We start from the raw sequence: 18,728 nt of genomic DNA on the forward strand, positions 1-18,728 counted from the left end.
CACCTCGCGAGAATCGTTTCGGTTTCGACCGTCGCGCCGTTGACGACCACCTCGACGCTCGTGAACACGATGCCGTTTCCGTACGGTTCGACCGTCCGACCCTGCATCGGGCCGAGGAGCGCCTTCCCCTGCTTTCCCGTGACGGTATCCTCGTAGAACACCACGAGGTCGTACTGGACCCACTTCGGTTCGACCGAGACGGTCACGTTCCGACACGTGTAGTCGATGTCGGCGTTCACGCCGACCGCCTGATATCCCGCCGCCCCCGCGAATTGCTGACTGTTTCCACCTGTAACCACTCCGGGAACTGCGACGATGACGGCGATGACGACCGCCAGCGTTCCCATCGTTCCCAGTAATCCCGCGGTTCCCCCGAAGCGCATACCATCGGCACGCCGGGGATTCAGTTAGGCGTTGTTGCCGACCTGTCGTGTCGGTCGCCGTTATTCGTCGTCGCCGTCGCCACTACCGCCGTCGCTGTCGCGGTACACTATCTCCTCGATTACCCGTCGCTCGCCGCTTTCGTACCGATAGACGGTGTCGCCCTCTTCGTCCCGCGTCGTGCGATGTGACCCGTCACAGAAGGGGTATTCGTCGGACAGACCGCACAAGCAGATGGCTATGTTTCCCTTCTCGTCGTCAAAGTCGCCCTCGTCCACTTTGAGCGGACCGGTCGCGTCGTGTCGAACTTCGCGGACCATACCGGAACTCGGGTCCGCGCTCACTTCAGTCCCGTTGCCGACGGCCCGGGGATGGTCCACCTACTCGTCCAGCACGGTCTCCTGAATCCGGATACCCTTCGACGCCAAGTGACGCAACTGTTGGCGGGCGAATTCCTCCTCGCGGGTGCCGCGCGTTGCCAGCACGTACATCCGGGCGCGTCCGGCGGGGCGCATTGTCCGCCCTGCACGCTGTGCGCCCTGCCGCCGCGACCCGCCTAAGCCGGACGCGACGATGGCGATTTCGGCGTCCGGGAGGTCGATTCCCTCGTCGCCGACGCGGGAGATGACCAACGTATCCTCCCGTCCGTCGCGGAACGCTTGCAGGTGGCGTTCGCGTTCGGGGTGGCGCATCTCGCCGCTCAGGAAGGGAACGTCGAGGGCGGACGCGATTTCGTTCCCCTGTTCGAGATACTCCACGAACACTAACGCCTTGGCGGTGGGGTGTTCCGCGAGGAGGAACCGAATCTCGTCCAACTTCGCGGGATTCGTCGCGGCGATTTGGCGCTTCCCCCGTCCGTCGGCGCTGGCGTACTCGCCGTGATACGTCTCGTCGTCCCACCCGACGTACCGGATTTCGACCTCGGGTTCCGCGACGAATCCGGCCTCGAACAGCGCGTCCCAATCGGTGCCGATGGGCGGGCCGATGAGCGTGAAGATGTCCTTTTCCTTGTCGTCCTCACGGACCGGTGTCGCGGAAAGCCCCAACCGGTGCTTCGATTGGAGGTTCGCGCTTCGGCGGAAGACTCGACTCGGAATGTGCTGGCATTCATCGTAGACGATGAGGCCCCACCGACGTTGGTCGAACAGTTGTCGGTGGCGGTCCATTCCGGCGGTTTGGTAGGTCGCAATCGTCACCGGGCGGACGTTCTTCTCGCCGCCGTGGTACTCGCCGATTTGGTCCGGCGTGAGGGTAGTGTGGGTGAGCAGTTCGTCGCGCCACTGTGCGGCGAGTTCGCGTCCCGGAACTAAAATCAGCGTTTCGCCGGCGACGGCTTCGAGGACTCCCATCGCGGCCACCGTCTTCCCGCTTCCCGGCGGCCCGACGAGGACGCCGGATTTCAGGTCCACGAACTCCTCGACCCATTCGCGCTGGTAGTCGCGCAAATCGAGACGACACTCGACGGGCAGTTCGTCGCCGGTTTCCAACTCCCGGTCGTCCTGCACTGGATATCCCGCCTCGTAGAGGATTCGTTTTACTTCGGCCACCTTGTCCTCGGCGACCCAGCTTTCGTCGTCGGCGATCGGGGCGCGGAGGTGGCTCTCGTCCAACTTCTGGCGGGCGACGTTTCCCATCAGGTCGTCGCTAGCGGCTTGGAGGACGACGTAGCCGTCCTCGTGGGTGTAGAGGCGGAACTGCTTCGCGCGCTTCCACTGTGCCTCGATGAACGACTCCAAATCCGGCGACGGTTCCGGGAGCACCTGCCGGACGGTTCGCATCAGGTCGTCCAAGGACTCGTATGGTGCGGACCAGATGTCCTCCTGACGAACCCGATAGCTGTAGCTTCCCGCCCGCGTCGTGTCGGTGAGGTGGGCGAACTGGGAGAGTTGTGCCCGCGTGAACTGCTCCGGTTGGTCCGCGACGATTTCGCGACGCTTCGGAAACACGACGATTCGCTCGCGGTCGGCCAACCGCTCCCACTCCGTCGGGAACCAGACCACCGGGTCGTTCTCCACGTCGAGACGCGTCACGTCGCGCTCCTCGGTCAGGCGCTCCAGCACGCGGTTCGCCTCCTCGTGGGAGCAGTCGAGGGCGCGGGCCACCTCGTCTGCGGTCAGCACCGGCCGCCCGACGGCCTCGATGGCGTCGTAGAAGTCGGAAATCTCGTAGTCGTCGGTCACTGCTCCGTTGTTGGGTCCCGGGTCGAATACCCGTTACGACTCCTCGCGGTTCGATTGGTTTCCCGGTCCGTCGTAGGCCCCCGACTCGCGCAGCTTCCCGCGTTTTTCGAGGACCGTAGGGGTGCGACAGACGCCGCGTGCGCCCGCCGCTTGCGGCACGGTACAGTTGTTGCAGTTCTCGCAGATGACGGCGGTTTTCGAACCTTCGAGAAGCCGCGCCGGAAGCCGCGGTTCCGCGTAAAACGGTCGTCCCATCCCCACGGCGTCACACGACCCGTCGGCCAACAATCGGTCGATTTGGGGGCGCGTTCGAATCCCGCCTTCCGCCAACACTGGAACCGACACGCGCGACTCGACCCGGCGGGTGAACGGGCGGTTCCACGCCGGGTCGAACTCGTATTTCAGCGACTGGAGCCAGTTGAGGAGAGCAACGAGCCCGGCCCGCGGTTTGCTCCCGAACGCTTCCGAATACCCGTCTCGGAACCGCTCGTCACGCCACGCGCGGGCCGGGAACGCGCCGCGGATGATGCTCGCGTCCCAGAACACGGACGCCTGCACCGGGACGAGGGCGTCGAATCCCACGTCGGCCAATCGCTCGCAGATGCGAACGCCGTCGGCGAGCGAGAGGTGTCGCCGGACGAACGCCGGGGCAGTCGTCTCGGCCGGCACTTTGGTCGCGATGGGGACGTCGGGACCGACGCGCTCCCGAATCTCCTCGTACACGACTTCGAGGAATCGCGTTCTCGCGGCGAGCGACCCGCCGAACTCGTCGTCGCGGCGGTTGTAGAACGGCGAGAGGAACTGCTGGACGATGCCCATGTTCGCCCCGGCGATGTGAATCCCGTCGTAGTCCGCCTCGATTGCGTACTCCGCCGAGCGGCCGAAATCGGCAGCGAGGTCGTACACCTCCGCCGTCGAAAGGACGTGCGGGTCGTAGTCGAGAAACCCGACTCTGTCCAGCAGGCGGAGCACGGTTGGCGGTCGGGAAACGGCTAGTTGTCGCAGGTCGGAATGCTCGGCGCGATAGCCCGCGTGCCACGTCTCCATGCTTCGCAGCCCCCCGTGTTCGAGTTGGACGAAAATCCGGCTTCCGTGGTCGTGCACCGCGTCCGTGAGTCGGGACAGACGCGAGACGAACGTCGGGTCGTGTACTCGCGTCATCCCCGGCGCGGCACAGCCACCTTCACCGCGGACGATGGTCGCACCTTGACAAATCAGCCCCACGCCCGATTCGGCGGCCGGTTCGAGTTCCCGAATCAGGACGTTCACCGTCTCCTCGTCGTTGCCGGCACATTCGAGCAACGGAGCGCGGTAGAGGCGATTCGGCAGTTCGACGCCCCCGATTTCGAGCGGGTCTTCGAGGTTGGCCACTGTGGTCACTGGTTCGTCGGATCCACCCGTAAAGCTTCGTGAGGTCAGCGGACTCGGTCGAAAAAAGCGTCGTCCCGTCCGTTAGTTCGCCTTCGCTCTCTTCGTCCCCTTCGATTTCTTTCCCTTTTCCCTCTCTGCTTTCTCCTCCTTTGCCTTCGCTTTCTCGCTTCCCGCGACGCCGAGGAAGGCGAACGCCGCGCCGAGCATGGCCGCGTTCTTGAGGAAGTGGTTCTCCTCGTTCTGTCGCTCCTGTCCCTCCTGATTCCAGAAGTCGTGCGTGAACGGGGTGACGCCGACGAGGAAACTGATGGCGGCGCTGGCGGCGAGACCCGGGAGTTTCCACAGGCTGATTCCGACGCCGCCCACCACGAGGAGCCAGTGAGACGCCACGACGGACGCCTCGGGCATCGGGACGCCTTTCGCTTCCGCGTACCCCGCCTGTGCTTCGATGTTCCGGAGCCCCGAAATTCCCATATACGTGAGAAGACCGCCATAAATCAATCTGGCTAACCTGAACCCCGCCGATTTCGTCACCGTGTCGTTACGTTCTGCCATGGGTAACTCCACGACGAATTCTCACTTATAGCTGGTTCCCAAAATATTCGGTAACGTTCACGTCTACGCGTGGCACGAGTGTTACCGCCCCCTATCAAATTTCGGTATCACTTCCACTTGATGGAACAGCCGCGGGACGGCATGAAATCCAAGTCCACGTCCTCGCCCGAGAGGACGCTATCGATGGCATCGCGGATGTAGAACTCGGTAGCTTCCGCGTCGGGATTCAGCGCGTCGTCCAATCGGCCGTGGTATGCCAGCGTGAAGGCGTCGCCCTCGTTGCGGAGCAGGAACGGGTCGGGCGTACAGACCGCACCGTAGGCCCGTGCGACCTCCTGTGATTCGTCGTGCAGGTAGGCGTCGTACCCGATCGTTCTGTCCTCGACCCGTTCTTGCATGGCCTCGAAGGAATCGTCGGGGTACTCCTCGGCGTCGTTCGAGTTGACGCCGACGACGGCCACGTCGTCGTACTCGTCCGCGATGTCGTTCAGCAGGTCGAATTTCGCCTTCGCGTACGGACAATGGTTGCACGTGAACACCAACAACACGGCGTCGTAGTCGTCGAAATCCGAAAGCGTGTACGTCTCCTCGTCGGTCCCGCGGAGTTCGAAGTTCGGTGCGACGTCGTCGCGTCCGATCTTCTCCTCGGACTCTTTCATCACCATATCCCACCATTCCCGTCGAGCCTCAAAACACGTTCGCCGACCTGATGGGGCCGACCTACTTCCGTCCCGATGTCACGTCTGTCGTCCCCGTTTGGGTGAACGTCTCCCCATCCATCGCATTCAGCCGTTCGGTGATATCCGACGTGAACGCCGCTTCCCGCTCGCCCAAAACGTCCGGCGAGCAGAACGACAGCGAGCGGAGATAGCCGACGATTCCCTCCGCGTCCCATTCGCGCTCGAACGCGAATCGCTCGACCGTCACGTCTTCGAATCCCGCCTCGGCCAGTAACTCGTCCCACGGGTCGTCGTACTCCTCGACCGGCCCGGTCCGTTCGGGGAGGGAAACGTACTCGCTGGCGACCTCGTAAACCTCCTCCTGCCATTCTTCGGTCCCCTTCGTTAGCCACTCTCGGTCGGTGAGGAGCGCGACGCCGCCGCCCGATTCGGTCAGGCGGTACACCGTTTCGAGCGTCGATTTTCCGTCCATCCAGTGAAACGAGCGACCCATCGTCGTCAGTCTGAGCGTGCCGAGTTCCTCGACGAGGTCCGCGTCGGACCCGACGACGAATTCGACGTTTTCACGTCCAGCCCGCTCCGCCCGTTGCCGCGCGTGCCGGAGCATGGTTTCGTTCGGGTCCATCGCCACGACTTCTCCCGCGTGTTCCGCGAGCGGAACGGCGATTTGGCCCGCTCCGCATCCCAAGTCGAGACTGCGCGACGAGTCGTCCAACTCGAATCGGTTCACTAAATGCGCCAACGCCGACCCGTCGTATCCGGGTCGGTGTTCGGCGTAATGGCGTTCCGTACTTTCGAAGGGAATCGAATCGTCGGCAGGCATAACTCGTCTCCATTCGAGAATTCATACCGGAATAAAAAATCGATGTTCCTTCACGGCCCCTGCTGTCGCCGTTCCCGACTATCTCGGTGGCGACGTACAGCACGGTCGCCAGTCCGACAGCGAGCGGTTCAGTGCCGAACTTCCTCCGGAGGGCCGCCCGCCAACCGCCCCCGGTCGTGGTCCGACTCGAAGTCGAGTTCCGGGCCGACGGGGACGATTCCGGACGGGTTGATGTCCGTATGGCTCCGATAGTAGTGTTCCTTGATGTGGTCCATGCGGACCGTCTCGGCGACGTCGGGCAGTTGCATCAGTTCCTTCAGGTAGTTCCAGAGGTTCGGATAGTCCACGATTCGGCGGACGTTGCATTTGAAATGCGTCGCGTACACCGCGTCGAAGCGCACCAACGTCGTGAACATGCAGAGGTCCGCCTCCGTCAGGTCCGGACCACAGAGATACCGCCGGTCGGCGAGCACCTCCTCCCAGTGATCGAGCGCGTCGAACAGGTCGGCCACGGCCTCCTCGTAGGCCGTCTGCGTTTCAGCGAACCCCGCCCGATACACGCCGTTGTTGATGGGTTCGTAAATGGCCTCGATGGTGTCGTCCACCTCCTCGCGGTATCCCTCAGGGTAGAGAGTTACGTCCCGGTCCGCAACCGCGTCGAATTCGGTGTCCACCATCCGCAGTATCTCCTTCGACTCGTTGTTGACGATGGTATCCCGCTCCTTGTCCCACAGGACGGGGACGGTCACGCGCCCGGTGAACGCGGGGTCGGCTTTCGTGTACACATCGCGGAGGTACTCCGCCCCGTTCACGCTGTCCGCGGTACAGCCTAACCGGTCGGGTGAGAACTCCCACCCATCGTTTCGACGATGGGGGTCCACGACCGACACCGAGATGTGGTTTTCGAGTCCCTTCAGCGCCCGCACGAGGAGCGTCCGGTGTGCCCACGGGCAGGCGTAGGAGACGTAGAGGTGATAGCGCCCCGACTCCGCCGGGAACTCGCTTTCCGGGTCGTCCTCGACCCACTCGCGGAACGAGGTCGTTTGTCGTTCGAACTCGCCCTCCTCGTTCGTACTCTCGTACGCGTCGGTCCGCCACTCGCCGTCCACGAGCATGTTCATGTCGTTCGATATGTCTTTCGCGGCCTTATCGGTGCGGTTTCCCCACGCCGCTTCCGGTTTCTGTCGTCGGGTCCACCGAGACTACCCGACAGCGTCCGACGGTTTCTTCGGCCGCCGATGGAACGGTTCAGCATCCTCACCGGCCCGCCTGCTACCGGTCTTTCCAGAAATCCTTTCAGCAATCTCTCCAGAAAGCTTTCCAGAAATCCTCCTAATCACGCCCCAAGCCCCGCTTTTGCCCCTCCGGACGCTTTCACTCGATGTCTCGAACCCGCATCTCCTCGTCCAGCGAGAGCGTCAGTTCGTCATCAGCCAGTCGAATCGTCAGCCGAATCTCCGCCGGGTCGTCCGAGCCGAGTCGTGTGCTCTCGGCGACGTACTTCTCCATCTCCCAGTGCGGTGTCTCGGTGAGGTCGATTTCGTGGTCGTAGCAGAACGCGACCACGGCGGGATGGTCGATGACGTTCTCTGCGGGCGTCGTCCGGAGGAAGCCACCGCAGCGGTCGCAGGTGTGCGTGACGTGAATCTCGGCTCCTTCCTCCGCTCCGTCGCTCACCACCCCCGAAAACTCGTGCGTCACGGTACTCGCACACCACGGACAGACGCCGTCCCGAAGGAGAGCCACAAGCCGTCGCGTCCACGCGTCGAACGCCTTCACCCTATCCCCATCCGTCCTGTTTTCCAGACCCGCTCGGAGAAACGGTGCGTTCGATACCGTCTCGTCGCAGTCGGGACAGCGCGCGTCGAACACTTGATGGTCGTATCGCAGGCGGAGCGCCGCGCCGCAGGTCGGACACGCCGTATCGAGCGAAATCGGGGCTACCGATTCCGGTCCCGTAACGCTCCCGAGCATCGCCCGATAGAGGGCGATGCCCCCCGCGAGGTGCGTGTAGCCGTTGTCGGTCTTCCGAACGAACGTCCCGCCCAGTTCGTTCAAGTGGTACTGAAACTGCCCGCTGTCGCGCATTCCCACCGCCTCTTTCAACTCCGTGAACGTCGCCGTCCACTCGGGTGCGTTCCAGAGCGCGTACAGGATTTTCAGTCGGGTTTCGTTCGCCAGCAACTGGAAGGCGTCCCACACCTCCGCGTCGATGTCTCCCGCGTTCACGGGTTACGTACCACGGCGGGGGATTTCAGCGGGTCGCTTTGCCGTTCGAAAACGACAGGAAAGCAACTGAAATCCGCTTCAACGAACGCTTTTCCCGTCGCGCTGTGTCCCACGGACTACGAACTTCGACGATTCATGTATCCGATTTTCCCTCCCAAACCGTTCCGCCCGATTCGCACCGCCCCTCGAACGAGTCGTTTCTTCGACACCGCCGATGGTATCCGTTGACCGGTCCGTTCGCCGGTTCTACCTCTACCGGGGGCTCACCTCGGAGGGATTCGTGTATCCCATCCTCACCGTCCACGCCCTCGCACAGGGTCTCGACCTCGCGGGCGTGGGCTTCGCCGCCGGGTCGTTTTTCGTCGGGACGCTCCTCGGCGAGGTTCCGACGGGCTATCTCGGCGACAAAATCGGTCGCCGGAACGGCCTCGCCCTCGGTTCGGCCCTCATCTCGCTGACCCACCTCGGGTTCGCGTTCGCCGACTCCCTGACGGCGTTCGTCGCGCTCTGGTGTTTCTGGGGTATCTCCGCGACGTTCCGGTCGGGGACCACGGACGCGTGGCTGTACGACACCCTCGCCGACCACGGCGAAACCGGCGCGTTCACCCGAGTCCTCGGCCGGAGCAGCGCGACCTTCTATGCGGCCGCCGCGATGACCGCGCTCGCCGGGGGCGTGCTGTACGAACGGTGGGCACCGCTGCCGTTCCTCGCGGCGGCGACCCTGACGGGACTCGGTTCGCTCGTCATCCTCACGCTCCCCGAACCGACGGTCAGCAGTTCGAACGAGGGCTTTTCGCTCGCCGACGCTCGCACCGCGCTCACCCGCGTCGTCTCGAACCGCCGCGTCCGGTCGTTCGTGTTCCTCTCGGGCGTCGTCCTCGCCGTCCCGGAAACAGTCGAGGTGTTCGTCCAACCGGTCGCGCTCTCGGTCGGGTTCACTCCCGCGACGCTCGGCGGCCTATACGCGGGGCTGATGCTCGCCGCCGCAACCGGGTCCTCCGTCGCCGCGAGAATCGGCGACCGGTTCGGAATCGACGGCTGGTTCACGCTCGGTCCGGTTCTGCTCGCGTGTGTCCTCGTCGGTGCCAGCGTCGTCCCCGTCGTCGCCCTTCCCGCGTTCCTGTTCTCCCGAAGTTCGAACACCGTGTCGGCGACGCTCAAGAGTGCGTTTCTCAACGACCGAGTCGAATCGCACGGTCGGGCAACCACGCTGAGCGGCGTCTCGATGATTCACGGTCTCCTTTTCTTCCTCGCCCGAACGACCGGTGGTGCGGTCGCAAACGCCACGACGCCGCTCGTAGCGCTCTCGGCGTTCGGGGCCGCCGCCGTCGGGTCGGTTCTCCTCTTTCGCTCCGTTTCCGACCCGTTCGAGTCCGGCCGGTCAGTGGCAACCGACTGATGGTTTTTCGACGAGAAAACCGACAATCTTCACGAAAATACGTTCAGTAATAGGAAATATAGGGAGTATATATGGCTCGCCGTTCGAACTTCGTTCGAACCATGACCGACCAAACGACGAACGAGGGATTGGAGAACGTCATCGTCGCGGAAACGCGTCGCAGCTACATCGACGGCGACGCCGGCGAACTGATAATCGGTGGATATCCGCTCGCGGAACTCGCCGAACACGCGACGTTCGAGGAAACCGTGTTCCTCCTCTGGAACGACCGGCTTCCGAACGTGGGCGAGTTGGCGTCCTTTCGCTCCGACCTCGCCGCGTACCGCGACCTCTCCCCCGCCACGCTCGACCTCCTCCGGGCGGCCGCGGCGGACGACGCCGACCCGATGGACGCGCTTCGAATGGGTGTCGCGGCGGCGACCATCGGTCACGACACCGACGGCTCCGAGGACGAGGCCCGTCTCCTCGTCGCGCAACTCCCGACCATCGTGGCGGCGTACTGGCGACTTCGAAGCGGCGACGAACCGGTCGCCCCCGACGACGACCTCTCCCACGCCGCGAACTACCTCTACATGCTCACCGGCGAGAAACCGACCGACGCCGAGACGCGCGGCCTCGAAACCTACCTCAACTCCGTGGTGGACCACGGCCTCAACGCCTCGACGTTCAGCGGCCGGGCCATCGTCTCGACGGAGACGGACCTCGTGTCGGCTGTCACCGGCGCGGTAGGTGCGCTGAAGGGACCGCTTCACGGCGGCGCTCCCGGTCCGGTACTGGACATGCTCCTCGACGTCCACGAGTCGGGGGACACCGAGGGCTACGTCGAGGAGAAACTCGACGCCGGGGAGCGAATCATGGGCTTCGGCCACCGCGTCTACAACGTCCGGGACCCGCGTGCCGCCGTCCTCTCCTCGGCGGCCGAGTCGTTCTACGACTCCGGCGGCGAACGCGACTTTTTCGAGACGGCGAGAACGGTCGAGACGACCACGACCGATCTGCTGGCCGAACGACGGCCCGACCTGAGTCTGGCGACGAACGTCGAGTTCTACACGGCCGTCCTCCTCCACGGCATCGGAATTCCGTCGGAACTGTTCACGACGACGTTCGCCATCGCTCGCGTCGGAGGGTGGACTGCACACTGTTTAGAACAGTTAGAGGACAATCGCATCATCCGTCCACGTTCGGCGTACGTCGGAGAACGCGACCGGACGTGGGAACCGGTCGAGGACCGGTGATTCGGGACTACACCTCTGAACTGGTCGAATCCGTCGGACGGGGGAGGGCGACGTACGAAAGCCGTTCGATGGAGAACGGGTCGTAGACGGACTGGTGGCACGGACAGTAGATGTAGTTTTGAGCGTTGAACTTCGCGCTCGCCGGGTCGGCTTTGAACAGCGGCACACAGCAGAAGTGGGTGCATTTGTCGAGGATGGCGATGAACCCTTCCTCTGTACTCGCTTTCAACCACTCGTTGGTCTTCGCCTTCTCCTCGATCGCCGCGCTTCTGATTATTTGAATGGGAATCGTCCCGCTCGACGGGACGTCCTGTGACCGCCACGTCGCGGAGGCGGGTTTTCCAAGCCCGGACTTCCCGATACCGTCGCCCCACGTCTTGTAGTCGTCGAAATCGTCGATGTTGACCTTGTCCCCCTCCGATGCCGTCTCGGACTGCCACGTGTACTGCGAGGCGGTGTAACGGAAGTAGTTGTCCTGTTCCGCGTCCGGTTTGATACCGGGATACGTTTGGACACCACAGTACTGGAACCACTGCGAAGAGTAGGTTATCCCCCCCATCTGCTGTTCGGCGACGGTGACGGTGTTGTTGTTTCGTTCTACCTGTTTCACCTTGGGCCAGACCCCTTTCAGGTCGCCATTGCTGTCGAGTTCGACGGGAATTTGGGGCATTCCCCGTGGTGCCGGTCCACCGATGTTTTCCACGCCGTAGTATTCGACCGTCCCGCCACCCGCCCCCGATGGGGACGTCGCGGTTTTCATTATCGCCGCCGTTCCCGTGCCGATTCCCGCTAGCGCCGCACTGCCGACGACGCCTTTGACGAATCGCCGACGCGAGGACTCTTCTGGATATTTGTCCGAATCAGACATTTTTCACCTGCGTGTCGCTCGCTCCTGTCAGGGTCACGGGACGAGCGGTTCACGCTATCGTCCGTAGCTAGGTGCCCGCCGTGCTTTGTTATTGGTTGCCAATCGGTGAGTTGCCCGCCCTTACCGTCGGACAGAGAGGGGTAAGTATCTGTTTTCTCACATCTCCTGTCCCTCCTTACGGAATCGCCTCTCACTTTCTGCTATCTAAAAACGGTCATTTCCCGCTTCTTCCCGCGACGGAATTCCGAATTACAGCGTCGCTTGCTTGCGATTCGTTGCTTTCACGCCCAATAGAGATATATGTGTGTTTGAGCGATTCTGTACTAGGGTATGACTCTCAGTCCACCAACGCGAATATCGACCGGTGTTCCTGGACTGGACGAGATACTGCACGGCGGACTTATTCCAGGACGGAGCTATCTCGTTCGGGGCGATCCGGGAACGGGGAAGACGATTCTCGGCATCAACTATCTCACCGCGAACATCGATTCGGGCGAGACGGTGTTGTTCGTGAATTTAGAGGAATCGAAGGACGAAGTCCGGGCGAACGCGGCGACGCTCGGCATCGACCTTTCGAACGTCCACTTTCTCGACTTGAGTCCGGACTCGGACGTGTTCGTCGACGACCAGTCCTACGACATCTTCACGCCGAGCGAAGTCGAACAGGAACCGCTCACACAGGCCATCACCGACCGGGTAGAGACCATCAACCCCGACCGGGTATTCATCGACCCACTCACTCGACTTCGTCATCTGACCTCGGGTGAGTATCAGTTCCGAAAGCAGGTCATCGCGTTCATGCGATACCTGAAAGAGCAAGGTGCTACCGTACTGGTCACGTCGGAGAACACGGAGAACTCGCCCGACGACGACTTGCGGTACATGACCGACGGGACCATTCGACTCGAACGGTCGGAACGTGGTCGGACCATCGACGTCCCAAAGTTTCGCGGGTCGTCCATTCGGGAGGGAAAACACTCGATGCGAATCGAGGATGGCGGTCTCGCCGTCTATCCTGAACTCATCACGAACGAGGAGGGAAGCGAGTACGTCGCCGAACCGATTCCCTCCGGCGTCACGGAAATCGATGAACTGCTACACGGTGGCTTGGAGCGCGGCACGGTGTCGGTTCTCAGCGGCCCGACCGGCGTCGGTAAGACGACGGCCGGAACCCAGTTCATGAAGGAGGCCGCGAACCGCGGCGAGCGGTCGATAATCTACATGTTCGAGGAGTCGACCGAGACGTTCATGCAGCGCAACAAAGCCATCGGCATCCCAGTTGGGGAGATGGTCGCCGAGGGGACGCTCTCGGTGGAAGAGGTCGAACCGCTCGACCACTCGGCCATGGAGTTCGCGAGAAAGGTGCACCACGAGGTGGAGGAAAACGACAGCAGAATCGTGATGATAGACGGAATACAGGGATACAAACTCTCCGTCAGTAGCGAGGACAAACAGACGTTGGTTCGGAAACTCCACACCCTGTCGCGGTACCTGAAGAGCATGGGCGTGACCGTCATCCTCGTTGACGAAATCGGCACCGTGACCGGCGATTTCAAGGCGACGGAGGCGGGAATCAGCTATCTCGCCGACAACCTCGTTTTCCTCCGGCACCTCGAAATCGCCGGCGAGATGCGGAAAGCCATCGGCGTGTTAAAAAAACGGACGAGCGACTTCGAGCGCACGCTCCGCGAGTTCCGCATCACCGAACACGGCCTCGAAGTCGGCGAACCACTGACCGGCCTTCGCGGCGTCCTCTCGGGCGCTCCCCAGTGGGTCGAATTCGCACCCGAACTCGATGATGAATGAGTACGCCACCATTCGTGCTCGTTTTGAGCAAAAACGAGCGCAACCTCTCGCTCCTCGCGGACCTCGTTTCCGAGGAGGGGTGTGAAACGAAACCGGTCACGTCTGTCGGGGAGTTCGACGCCGTGTTACGCGGCGAGGCGTCGATAGCCATCGCCGTCCTCGACACCGAGGGGTACACCGCCGACCTCTGGAAGCGCTGTGAGTACCTCCACGAACGTGAGATTCCCATCGTGATTCTCACTCCCGAGACGCCGCCGCACCTCAGACGCGAAGCCATCAGTCGCGGCGTTCGCTCTATCCTCGAAAAACCGGTCGATACGGCCGACCTGCGGGCGACGATTCGCGGCATGCTCACTACGGACTGAGACTGACGTGTTTTCACTCGCTTCACTCATCGCGCTGACGCTTCTCGTCCGCGAGAGACAACGCCTTTAACGCTCTCGCGGTATCCTTTCGCAAATGCGAATCGAGAACAGTTTCATTCCCGTCCGCGGGGTGGGCGAGAAGACGGAGCGGAAACTCTGGCAAAACGGCGTCACTCACTGGGACGAGTTCGACCCGTCGCACGTCGGGGATGCGACCGGCGACAGAATCGAGTCGTTCATCGCCACCGCGAGCGAACACTTGGACGACGGGAACTCCGAGTTCTTCTCCTCCGCATTTCCCAGCGGCGAGAGTTGGCGACTATATGAGAACTTCCGTTCTTCGACCTGCTTTTTCGACATCGAGACGACCGGCCTGAGCCACTATTCGAGCGTCGTCACCACCGTCAGCCTGCATCGGGACGGCGAGACGAAGACGCTCGTCCGCGGCGACGATCTGACCGCCGAGGCCCTCCAGCACGAACTCGGCCAGTCGGACCTCATCGTCTCGTTCAACGGCAAGCGCTTCGACCAGCCGTTCCTCGAACACGAGTTCGACCTGTCGCTCGACACGCCCCACGTCGATTTGATGTACGTCTGCAAGCGCCTCGGTCTCACCGGCGGTCTCAGCGCGGTGGAAGTCGACCTCGACATCAGTCGCGGCGGCATGGACATCGGCGGCGAGGACGCGGTTCGACTCTGGCACCAGTACGAAGCGGGCGACGAGGACGCCCTCGACGTTCTCGTCCGGTACAACCAGTACGACACGCAGAACCTCGAAACGATTCTCGATTACGCCTGCGAGACGCTCCACGAGGACGTGTTCGCGCGCCACCTTCCCTGAACGCGAATTTCGACCCCCAGTTGCGATTTTTCCGACCCAGTGCGTTCGGATTCCGGTCCCGTGAGTTCGTATTTACGGATTCGCCGCCATCCTCTGTTCGAACAGCGCGTCCAAGTCGGGGTCCCCGACCAGTTCGTACTCGTCGCCGACGCGTTCGGCGTAGCCCGCTTCCGCGAGGTGCCGAAGGTGGGCGTAGGACTCGCCGGGACCGTGGAGGAGGTGGACGCCGTCCAGTTCGCCGAACAGGTGGGATCCCACGGTCCACGGGTCGGTGGGACCGTTTTGGTCCAGCACGTCGATGACGTCCTCGGCGCGTTCGCGGTGGTGGTCGAAAATATCGCGGGCGCGCTCCGTCGGTTCAAGCGGGTCGCCGTGGCCGGGCCACGCGCGAGTGTACTCCTCCGCGACGAAATGGGAAAGCGTATCGAGGTAAGTGGAGAGCGGGTTTTCGAGGCGCACGTCCGCGCCGCCGACGTTGGGCGTGTAGTTTTCGAGGAGGGCGTCACCGCAGAACAGTTCGCGCCCCGAGTCGCCGTCGAAGGCGAATCCGGCGAGACCGGCGGTGTGGCCGGGGAGGTGGACGGCTTCGAGTTCGAGGCCGCCGCAGTCGAACGTATCGCCCGCGGAAAACGGTTCGACGGTCGGTTCGGGGCCGTCGAGGCGGCCGACGTTCTGCGCGTGTTGGAACACCGGGGCTCGAATTCGCTCGGGAAGCCCCCACTCGGCAAGGAGGCGTTGCTGGCGGGTCTCGATGTCGTCCCACGCGGACTTCGATTGGGCGACGAGCGCGGCATCTTCCTCGTGGACGAAGACGGTGGCCCCGCTTCGCTCCTGGACGGCCCCCGCGAGTCCGGCGTGGTCGGGGTGCCAATGGGTGATGAGCACGTCGTCTATGTCGCTGACCGAACAGCCGTGGTCGGCTAACCCCGACTCCAACGAATCGAGCGTTTCGGGCTTTCTGACGCTCGTATCGATGAGTGTCGTGGGAGCATCGGTGTCGTCACCGAGGAGGTAGACGCTGTTCTCTCCCTCGAACTGCGTGTTTTCGAGTCGAATTCGGTTCACACGCGTTTTTCAGAACCGACGCTTATGATATTTTTTATGTTCGCATCGCTAATGAGAGGTGACGTTCGCGGCGTCACACTTCGGGTTATTCGTCGCTCGTGAGCAACTGTGCCAGCGACAGCGCCGCGAACGACGCGACGATGAGGATGTTCCAGACGAGGTCCGGAACGACGGTGAGCGGTGGAACGCCCAGCCACGTCGCCGCCATGACGACGACGCCGACTGCGGTGATTGCTCGATAGTAGCGCAGCCACGGGGTTTCGTCTTCGCTCTGGAACGCTTCGTCCGTCTCCGCGTCGTCCGCGGGTTGTCCGTTCGTGTCGAGATACGGGTCGAACTGGTCGGCCAGCGGCCCGCGTTCGACGATGCCGCGGCTCTTGTTGTATCGGATGATTCCCTCGCTTTCGAGTTTCGGCAGGTGGGACTGATACAGCGCGATGTAGACGCGCTGGCGTTCATCGGAGGTGAGCGCTTGCACGGTGGTGTCGTTTTCCCACGCCGCGACCTGCTCTGCGAGGTCGCGCATCTCGACCGTCCCGCCGGTGTCCTTCAGGAACCGGAGCGCGTCTCGGCGACGTTGTGTCTGGAGAATATGAAATATCTTGTCGCGCGAGAGCGGTTCGAGCGATTCGTCTGATGCGTGGTCGAACTCCTCGACCGCTGTCGAGTCGGAGCTGACGCTCATCGTTTCGTTCCCTGGTATGCGGTGCTTTCCACGTGTGCTCGAACGCTCGGTCGAGGAGTTCCGTCGTTACTTCGCACCGAGATTCCTCGTCGTCTCGGTAATCGGTCGTTTCGTTTCTCGCGTGCCATGTAGTTCAATATCTCCTGTCCATTTTATAAAGGTACTGGGTCTGTGTCGATGATAAAGGTCTAATTTATCTCTCGGTCACGGAAGGGTACGTTCTTTCCCGCCATGTTTGTTTCGCCAAAGGGACGTCGTCGGGGTTTTAATATCTCGAAATGGAAACTTTCCACGACGATGGCGAACTTCGACGGGCAGGAGTACGGGCGAGTCGTGCAGCGACTCGCGGACAACGTTCGGGAACGAATCGGTTCCGGGATGAGCATGCGCTCTGCCCTCTACCGGTCGGTCGGTGAATGTGTAGGGGACCTCTGGAACCGTGACGTGTCACTGCGCGTCTGTGAACTCTCCGAGCGGAAACCGGAAATCGAGATGGTGACCGATATCGTCGCCGAGGACGCAACGGAGACGCACGCCGACTACGAGGTGTTCATTCGCGCGATGGCGTTTTCGGTCCTCGAACAGGACGTGCGTGAAGCGGTCGAAAACACCGTTTCCGTCGAGCGGGAGGTCCTAAATCCCGAAACCGACCGCCCCGAATGTAGCGACTAAGCAACACGTTTACGCGCCTCCGTGCTGTGTTGGTCCCATGCCCAGTAGTGCCCATCCGGACGAAGAATTCGCCTCCTGTTCCAACTGTGGGAAACTCGTGAACCTCTCGGAGTATCATCCGACGGTAGTCGTCCGACACAGCGTCACCGCCAACGAAACGGAGAATCTGACACTTCACTTCTGTAGCGAGGACTGTTTGGACGAGTGGACCGGTCCGTTCCCGTAATCCGACGTTCGCGGTAAGCCCACCTTACCGGGCGAACGCTCCGCGTGTTTTACCGGCCTGCTCGACGTCGTCACCGCATGGAGTTCGAACGTCCGGAATCGCGCTGGAAACGCGCCGCCATCATCGGTGGCATCGCGCTCGGCTTTTTCGCCGCCTCGTTCGTCGTGCTTCCCGTCGCGCTCCTCGCTGTCGAGTTCGTCGCGGGAATCGTGGTCGGAATCGTTCGCGTCGTCACCGAACCTCGTACGGGTCGTCGTCCGGCATGAAACGCCCCAAATCGACCGTCTGTTGGTAGTCGGAGGACAGGATTCCGTCCAGCCGTTCCCGCAGTCGGTCGCCGTCGTCCGGTCCCCACTCGCGGGGGTCACGAATCGGAACGACGAGGAAGCCGCGTCCTTTGATTTCCTGTGCGTGGAGCGCCGCCATGTCGGGACCGTCTCCGCCGGTACCCATCCCGTATTTGTCGGCTTGCGCCGTGAACTCCCAGAAGACGTGTTCCGTCGCCGTCTCGCCGACCGGCAGCAGAACGTGTGCCGCGATGGCCCTGAGTTCGGCGTCGAAGAACCGCTCCATGTCGTCGTACTCCTTCTGCGTTGGCCGTCGACCGTCGGGAAGCCTGCACATGTGGAGATAGCTCATGAACAGGTTGGCGATGGTCGGTTCGTCGCTGTACACGTCGCCAAGTAGACCCACCTCGTTCAACACCGGTTGGAGCGTCTCACCGGCGTCTCCACCGGTAAACGGGACGTTTGAGTTGGTACCGCCGTGTATTCCCGGATGGTCGCCGATAAGGTGGAAATCCGCGTTGGCGTCGCCGTAGCCGAACACTGCACAGTCCCCGTCGTGCAAAACGTCACACTGACAGGGCGGTCGCATTCCGAACGGATTGCTCGTCCGTTCGTCCTCGTGGAGCCATTTCACACCCTCAATAGCAGTCCAGTATGAAAAAGCGCGTCGGTACGTCGAACGCCTCGCTGGCGGTTCAACGAGTTCTTCGCAGGAATTGACGGATGGTAACTGAAAACGGTAGATGCATTGAGTGATGCACCGAACCAGACACAGAGCTGTAGATTTTGACAGGCGCAAAGCCGTGATTACTTCGGATGCGGCGTCGAATCTTATTCGTCCCCTCCCTTTTGGTATGTCATAGCATATTCTACAACGGCCCGATTACTATTTAGTTCTTGTGGTAAAAATCGGATCATAGAATCTCATATGCTGTCCACTTTCTCTAAAAACTGTTCGAATGTCGAATCTATTGCGGAATAATTTTCAAATACTCGCTATTCGGCGTCGGATTCTCCGCTGGGCAGTGTAGTTCGCCGTCGCTGGCCGGACTCTATCTCG

General features: G+C 62.1%; 20 protein-coding genes. 8 read left to right on the forward strand and 12 right to left on the reverse strand.

The genetic code is table 11. The annotated features are described in order from the left end of the window. Positions 1-443: 443 nt before the first annotated feature. The 8 genes from AC1XDK_RS18595 to AC1XDK_RS18630 all read right to left on the reverse strand — a co-directional run bounded on the left by AC1XDK_RS18595 (position 444) and on the right by AC1XDK_RS18630 (position 8,219). Positions 444-761, reverse strand: coding sequence for a CDGSH iron-sulfur domain-containing protein (locus tag AC1XDK_RS18595; protein WP_483351460.1), 318 nt, complete (start codon positions 759-761; stop codon positions 444-446). Next, the gene (locus tag AC1XDK_RS18600; RefSeq protein WP_483351461.1) at positions 762-2,561 is read right to left on the reverse strand and encodes a DEAD/DEAH box helicase; all 1,800 of its coding nucleotides are present in this window, start codon (positions 2,559-2,561) and stop codon (positions 762-764) included. Positions 2,562-2,594: 33 nt separating this feature from the next. After that, positions 2,595-3,932: an oxidoreductase gene (locus AC1XDK_RS18605; RefSeq protein WP_483351646.1), complete on the reverse strand. Its 1,338-nt coding sequence runs from the start codon at positions 3,930-3,932 to the stop codon at positions 2,595-2,597. A gap of 81 nt (positions 3,933-4,013) precedes the next feature. Further along, on the reverse strand, positions 4,014-4,487 hold the full coding sequence (locus AC1XDK_RS18610) for a DoxX family protein (protein ID WP_483351462.1): 474 nt from the start codon (positions 4,485-4,487) through the stop codon (positions 4,014-4,016). A 107-nt stretch (positions 4,488-4,594) separates the two neighbouring features. Next, positions 4,595-5,152, reverse strand: a complete 558-nt coding sequence (locus AC1XDK_RS18615; RefSeq protein ID WP_483351463.1) for a thioredoxin family protein — start codon at positions 5,150-5,152, stop codon at positions 4,595-4,597. Between the two features lie 55 nt (positions 5,153-5,207). Next, positions 5,208-5,990 (reverse strand): class I SAM-dependent methyltransferase, encoded by a 783-nt coding sequence (locus AC1XDK_RS18620; protein WP_483351464.1) that lies wholly within the window; start codon positions 5,988-5,990, stop codon positions 5,208-5,210. 128 nt (positions 5,991-6,118) lie between these two features. After that, complete coding sequence (locus AC1XDK_RS18625; RefSeq protein ID WP_483351465.1) at positions 6,119-7,111, reverse strand: glutathione S-transferase family protein; 993 nt, start codon at positions 7,109-7,111, stop codon at positions 6,119-6,121. Between the two features lie 253 nt (positions 7,112-7,364). Beyond that, entirely contained in the window at positions 7,365-8,219 is an 855-nt protein-coding gene (locus AC1XDK_RS18630; RefSeq protein ID WP_483351466.1) for a winged helix-turn-helix domain-containing protein, read from the reverse strand. A gap of 214 nt (positions 8,220-8,433) precedes the next feature. Here AC1XDK_RS18630 and AC1XDK_RS18635 point away from each other — a divergent pair, with 214 nt between their 5' ends. Further along, positions 8,434-9,618, forward strand: a complete 1,185-nt coding sequence (locus tag AC1XDK_RS18635; protein WP_483351467.1) for an MFS transporter — start codon at positions 8,434-8,436, stop codon at positions 9,616-9,618. A gap of 101 nt (positions 9,619-9,719) precedes the next feature. Continuing rightward, on the forward strand, positions 9,720-10,853 hold the full coding sequence (locus AC1XDK_RS18640) for a citrate synthase (RefSeq protein ID WP_483351647.1): 1,134 nt from the start codon (positions 9,720-9,722) through the stop codon (positions 10,851-10,853). A gap of 7 nt (positions 10,854-10,860) precedes the next feature. On the opposite strand, the gene AC1XDK_RS18645 is transcribed toward AC1XDK_RS18640, so the two are convergent. Continuing rightward, a complete protein-coding gene (locus tag AC1XDK_RS18645) occupies positions 10,861-11,721 on the reverse strand; it encodes a ubiquinol-cytochrome c reductase iron-sulfur subunit (RefSeq protein WP_483351468.1) in 861 nt (286 codons plus the stop codon). A gap of 330 nt (positions 11,722-12,051) precedes the next feature. Here AC1XDK_RS18645 and AC1XDK_RS18650 point away from each other — a divergent pair, with 330 nt between their 5' ends. The 3 genes from AC1XDK_RS18650 (at position 12,052) to AC1XDK_RS18660 (ending at position 14,733) form a co-directional block, all read left to right on the forward strand. Then, a complete protein-coding gene (locus AC1XDK_RS18650; protein WP_483351469.1) occupies positions 12,052-13,527 on the forward strand; it encodes an ATPase domain-containing protein in 1,476 nt (491 codons plus the stop codon). Beyond that, positions 13,524-13,892, forward strand: a complete 369-nt coding sequence (locus AC1XDK_RS18655) for a response regulator (RefSeq protein ID WP_483351470.1) — start codon at positions 13,524-13,526, stop codon at positions 13,890-13,892. Before AC1XDK_RS18650 ends, AC1XDK_RS18655 begins: the two co-directional genes overlap by 4 nt. Before the next feature lie 94 nt (positions 13,893-13,986). After that, positions 13,987-14,733 carry a ribonuclease H-like domain-containing protein gene (locus AC1XDK_RS18660; protein ID WP_483351471.1) on the forward strand — a complete coding sequence of 249 codons (747 nt, stop codon included), beginning with the start codon at positions 13,987-13,989 and terminating at the stop codon, positions 14,731-14,733. Positions 14,734-14,805: 72 nt separating this feature from the next. Here the strand turns inward: AC1XDK_RS18660 and AC1XDK_RS18665 are convergent, their stop codons facing one another. Beyond that, a complete protein-coding gene (locus tag AC1XDK_RS18665) occupies positions 14,806-15,798 on the reverse strand; it encodes an MBL fold metallo-hydrolase (RefSeq protein WP_483351472.1) in 993 nt (330 codons plus the stop codon). Positions 15,799-15,883: 85 nt separating this feature from the next. Then, positions 15,884-16,483: a DUF7344 domain-containing protein gene (locus AC1XDK_RS18670; protein WP_483351473.1), complete on the reverse strand. Its 600-nt coding sequence runs from the start codon at positions 16,481-16,483 to the stop codon at positions 15,884-15,886. Between the two features lie 297 nt (positions 16,484-16,780). On the opposite strand from AC1XDK_RS18670, the gene AC1XDK_RS18675 reads away from it, so the two are divergent. The 3 genes from AC1XDK_RS18675 to AC1XDK_RS18685 all read left to right on the forward strand — a co-directional run bounded on the left by AC1XDK_RS18675 (position 16,781) and on the right by AC1XDK_RS18685 (position 17,647). Next, the gene (locus AC1XDK_RS18675) at positions 16,781-17,155 is read left to right on the forward strand and encodes a hypothetical protein (RefSeq protein ID WP_483351474.1); all 375 of its coding nucleotides are present in this window, start codon (positions 16,781-16,783) and stop codon (positions 17,153-17,155) included. A gap of 37 nt (positions 17,156-17,192) precedes the next feature. Beyond that, entirely contained in the window at positions 17,193-17,381 is a 189-nt protein-coding gene (locus tag AC1XDK_RS18680) for a DUF7576 family protein (RefSeq protein WP_483351475.1), read from the forward strand. A 77-nt stretch (positions 17,382-17,458) separates the two neighbouring features. Then, positions 17,459-17,647 carry a hypothetical protein gene (locus AC1XDK_RS18685; protein ID WP_483351476.1) on the forward strand — a complete coding sequence of 63 codons (189 nt, stop codon included), beginning with the start codon at positions 17,459-17,461 and terminating at the stop codon, positions 17,645-17,647. Here AC1XDK_RS18685 and AC1XDK_RS18690 read toward each other — a convergent pair. Continuing rightward, positions 17,613-18,257: a uracil-DNA glycosylase family protein gene (locus tag AC1XDK_RS18690; protein WP_483351648.1), complete on the reverse strand. Its 645-nt coding sequence runs from the start codon at positions 18,255-18,257 to the stop codon at positions 17,613-17,615. The two genes, AC1XDK_RS18685 and AC1XDK_RS18690, sit on opposite strands and share 35 nt — an antisense overlap. Positions 18,258-18,728 lie beyond the last annotated feature (471 nt).

Source organism: Haladaptatus sp. HS23 (assembly GCF_056892285.1).

Excerpts from the sequence above, each read along its gene's own strand:
- AC1XDK_RS18620 (WP_483351464.1), bottom strand. The coding sequence starts at position 5,990 with ATGCCTGCCGACGATTCGATTCCCTTCGAAAGTACGGAACGCCATTAC.
- AC1XDK_RS18610 (WP_483351462.1), bottom strand. The coding sequence starts at position 4,487 with ATGGCAGAACGTAACGACACGGTGACGAAATCGGCGGGGTTCAGGTTA.
- AC1XDK_RS18670 (WP_483351473.1), bottom strand. The coding sequence starts at position 16,483 with ATGAGCGTCAGCTCCGACTCGACAGCGGTCGAGGAGTTCGACCACGCA.
- AC1XDK_RS18660 (WP_483351471.1), top strand. The coding sequence starts at position 13,987 with ATGCGAATCGAGAACAGTTTCATTCCCGTCCGCGGGGTGGGCGAGAAG.
- AC1XDK_RS18655 (WP_483351470.1), top strand. The coding sequence starts at position 13,524 with ATGAGTACGCCACCATTCGTGCTCGTTTTGAGCAAAAACGAGCGCAAC.
- AC1XDK_RS18635 (WP_483351467.1), top strand. The coding sequence starts at position 8,434 with ATGGTATCCGTTGACCGGTCCGTTCGCCGGTTCTACCTCTACCGGGGG.
- AC1XDK_RS18615 (WP_483351463.1), bottom strand. The coding sequence starts at position 5,152 with ATGGTGATGAAAGAGTCCGAGGAGAAGATCGGACGCGACGACGTCGCA.
- AC1XDK_RS18645 (WP_483351468.1), bottom strand. The coding sequence starts at position 11,721 with ATGTCTGATTCGGACAAATATCCAGAAGAGTCCTCGCGTCGGCGATTC.
- AC1XDK_RS18680 (WP_483351475.1), top strand. The coding sequence starts at position 17,193 with ATGCCCAGTAGTGCCCATCCGGACGAAGAATTCGCCTCCTGTTCCAAC.
- AC1XDK_RS18685 (WP_483351476.1), top strand. The coding sequence starts at position 17,459 with ATGGAGTTCGAACGTCCGGAATCGCGCTGGAAACGCGCCGCCATCATC.
- AC1XDK_RS18650 (WP_483351469.1), top strand. The coding sequence starts at position 12,052 with ATGACTCTCAGTCCACCAACGCGAATATCGACCGGTGTTCCTGGACTG.
- AC1XDK_RS18625 (WP_483351465.1), bottom strand. The coding sequence starts at position 7,111 with ATGAACATGCTCGTGGACGGCGAGTGGCGGACCGACGCGTACGAGAGT.
- AC1XDK_RS18675 (WP_483351474.1), top strand. The coding sequence starts at position 16,781 with ATGGCGAACTTCGACGGGCAGGAGTACGGGCGAGTCGTGCAGCGACTC.
- AC1XDK_RS18690 (WP_483351648.1), bottom strand. The coding sequence starts at position 18,257 with ATGCGACCGCCCTGTCAGTGTGACGTTTTGCACGACGGGGACTGTGCA.
- AC1XDK_RS18640 (WP_483351647.1), top strand. The coding sequence starts at position 9,720 with ATGACCGACCAAACGACGAACGAGGGATTGGAGAACGTCATCGTCGCG.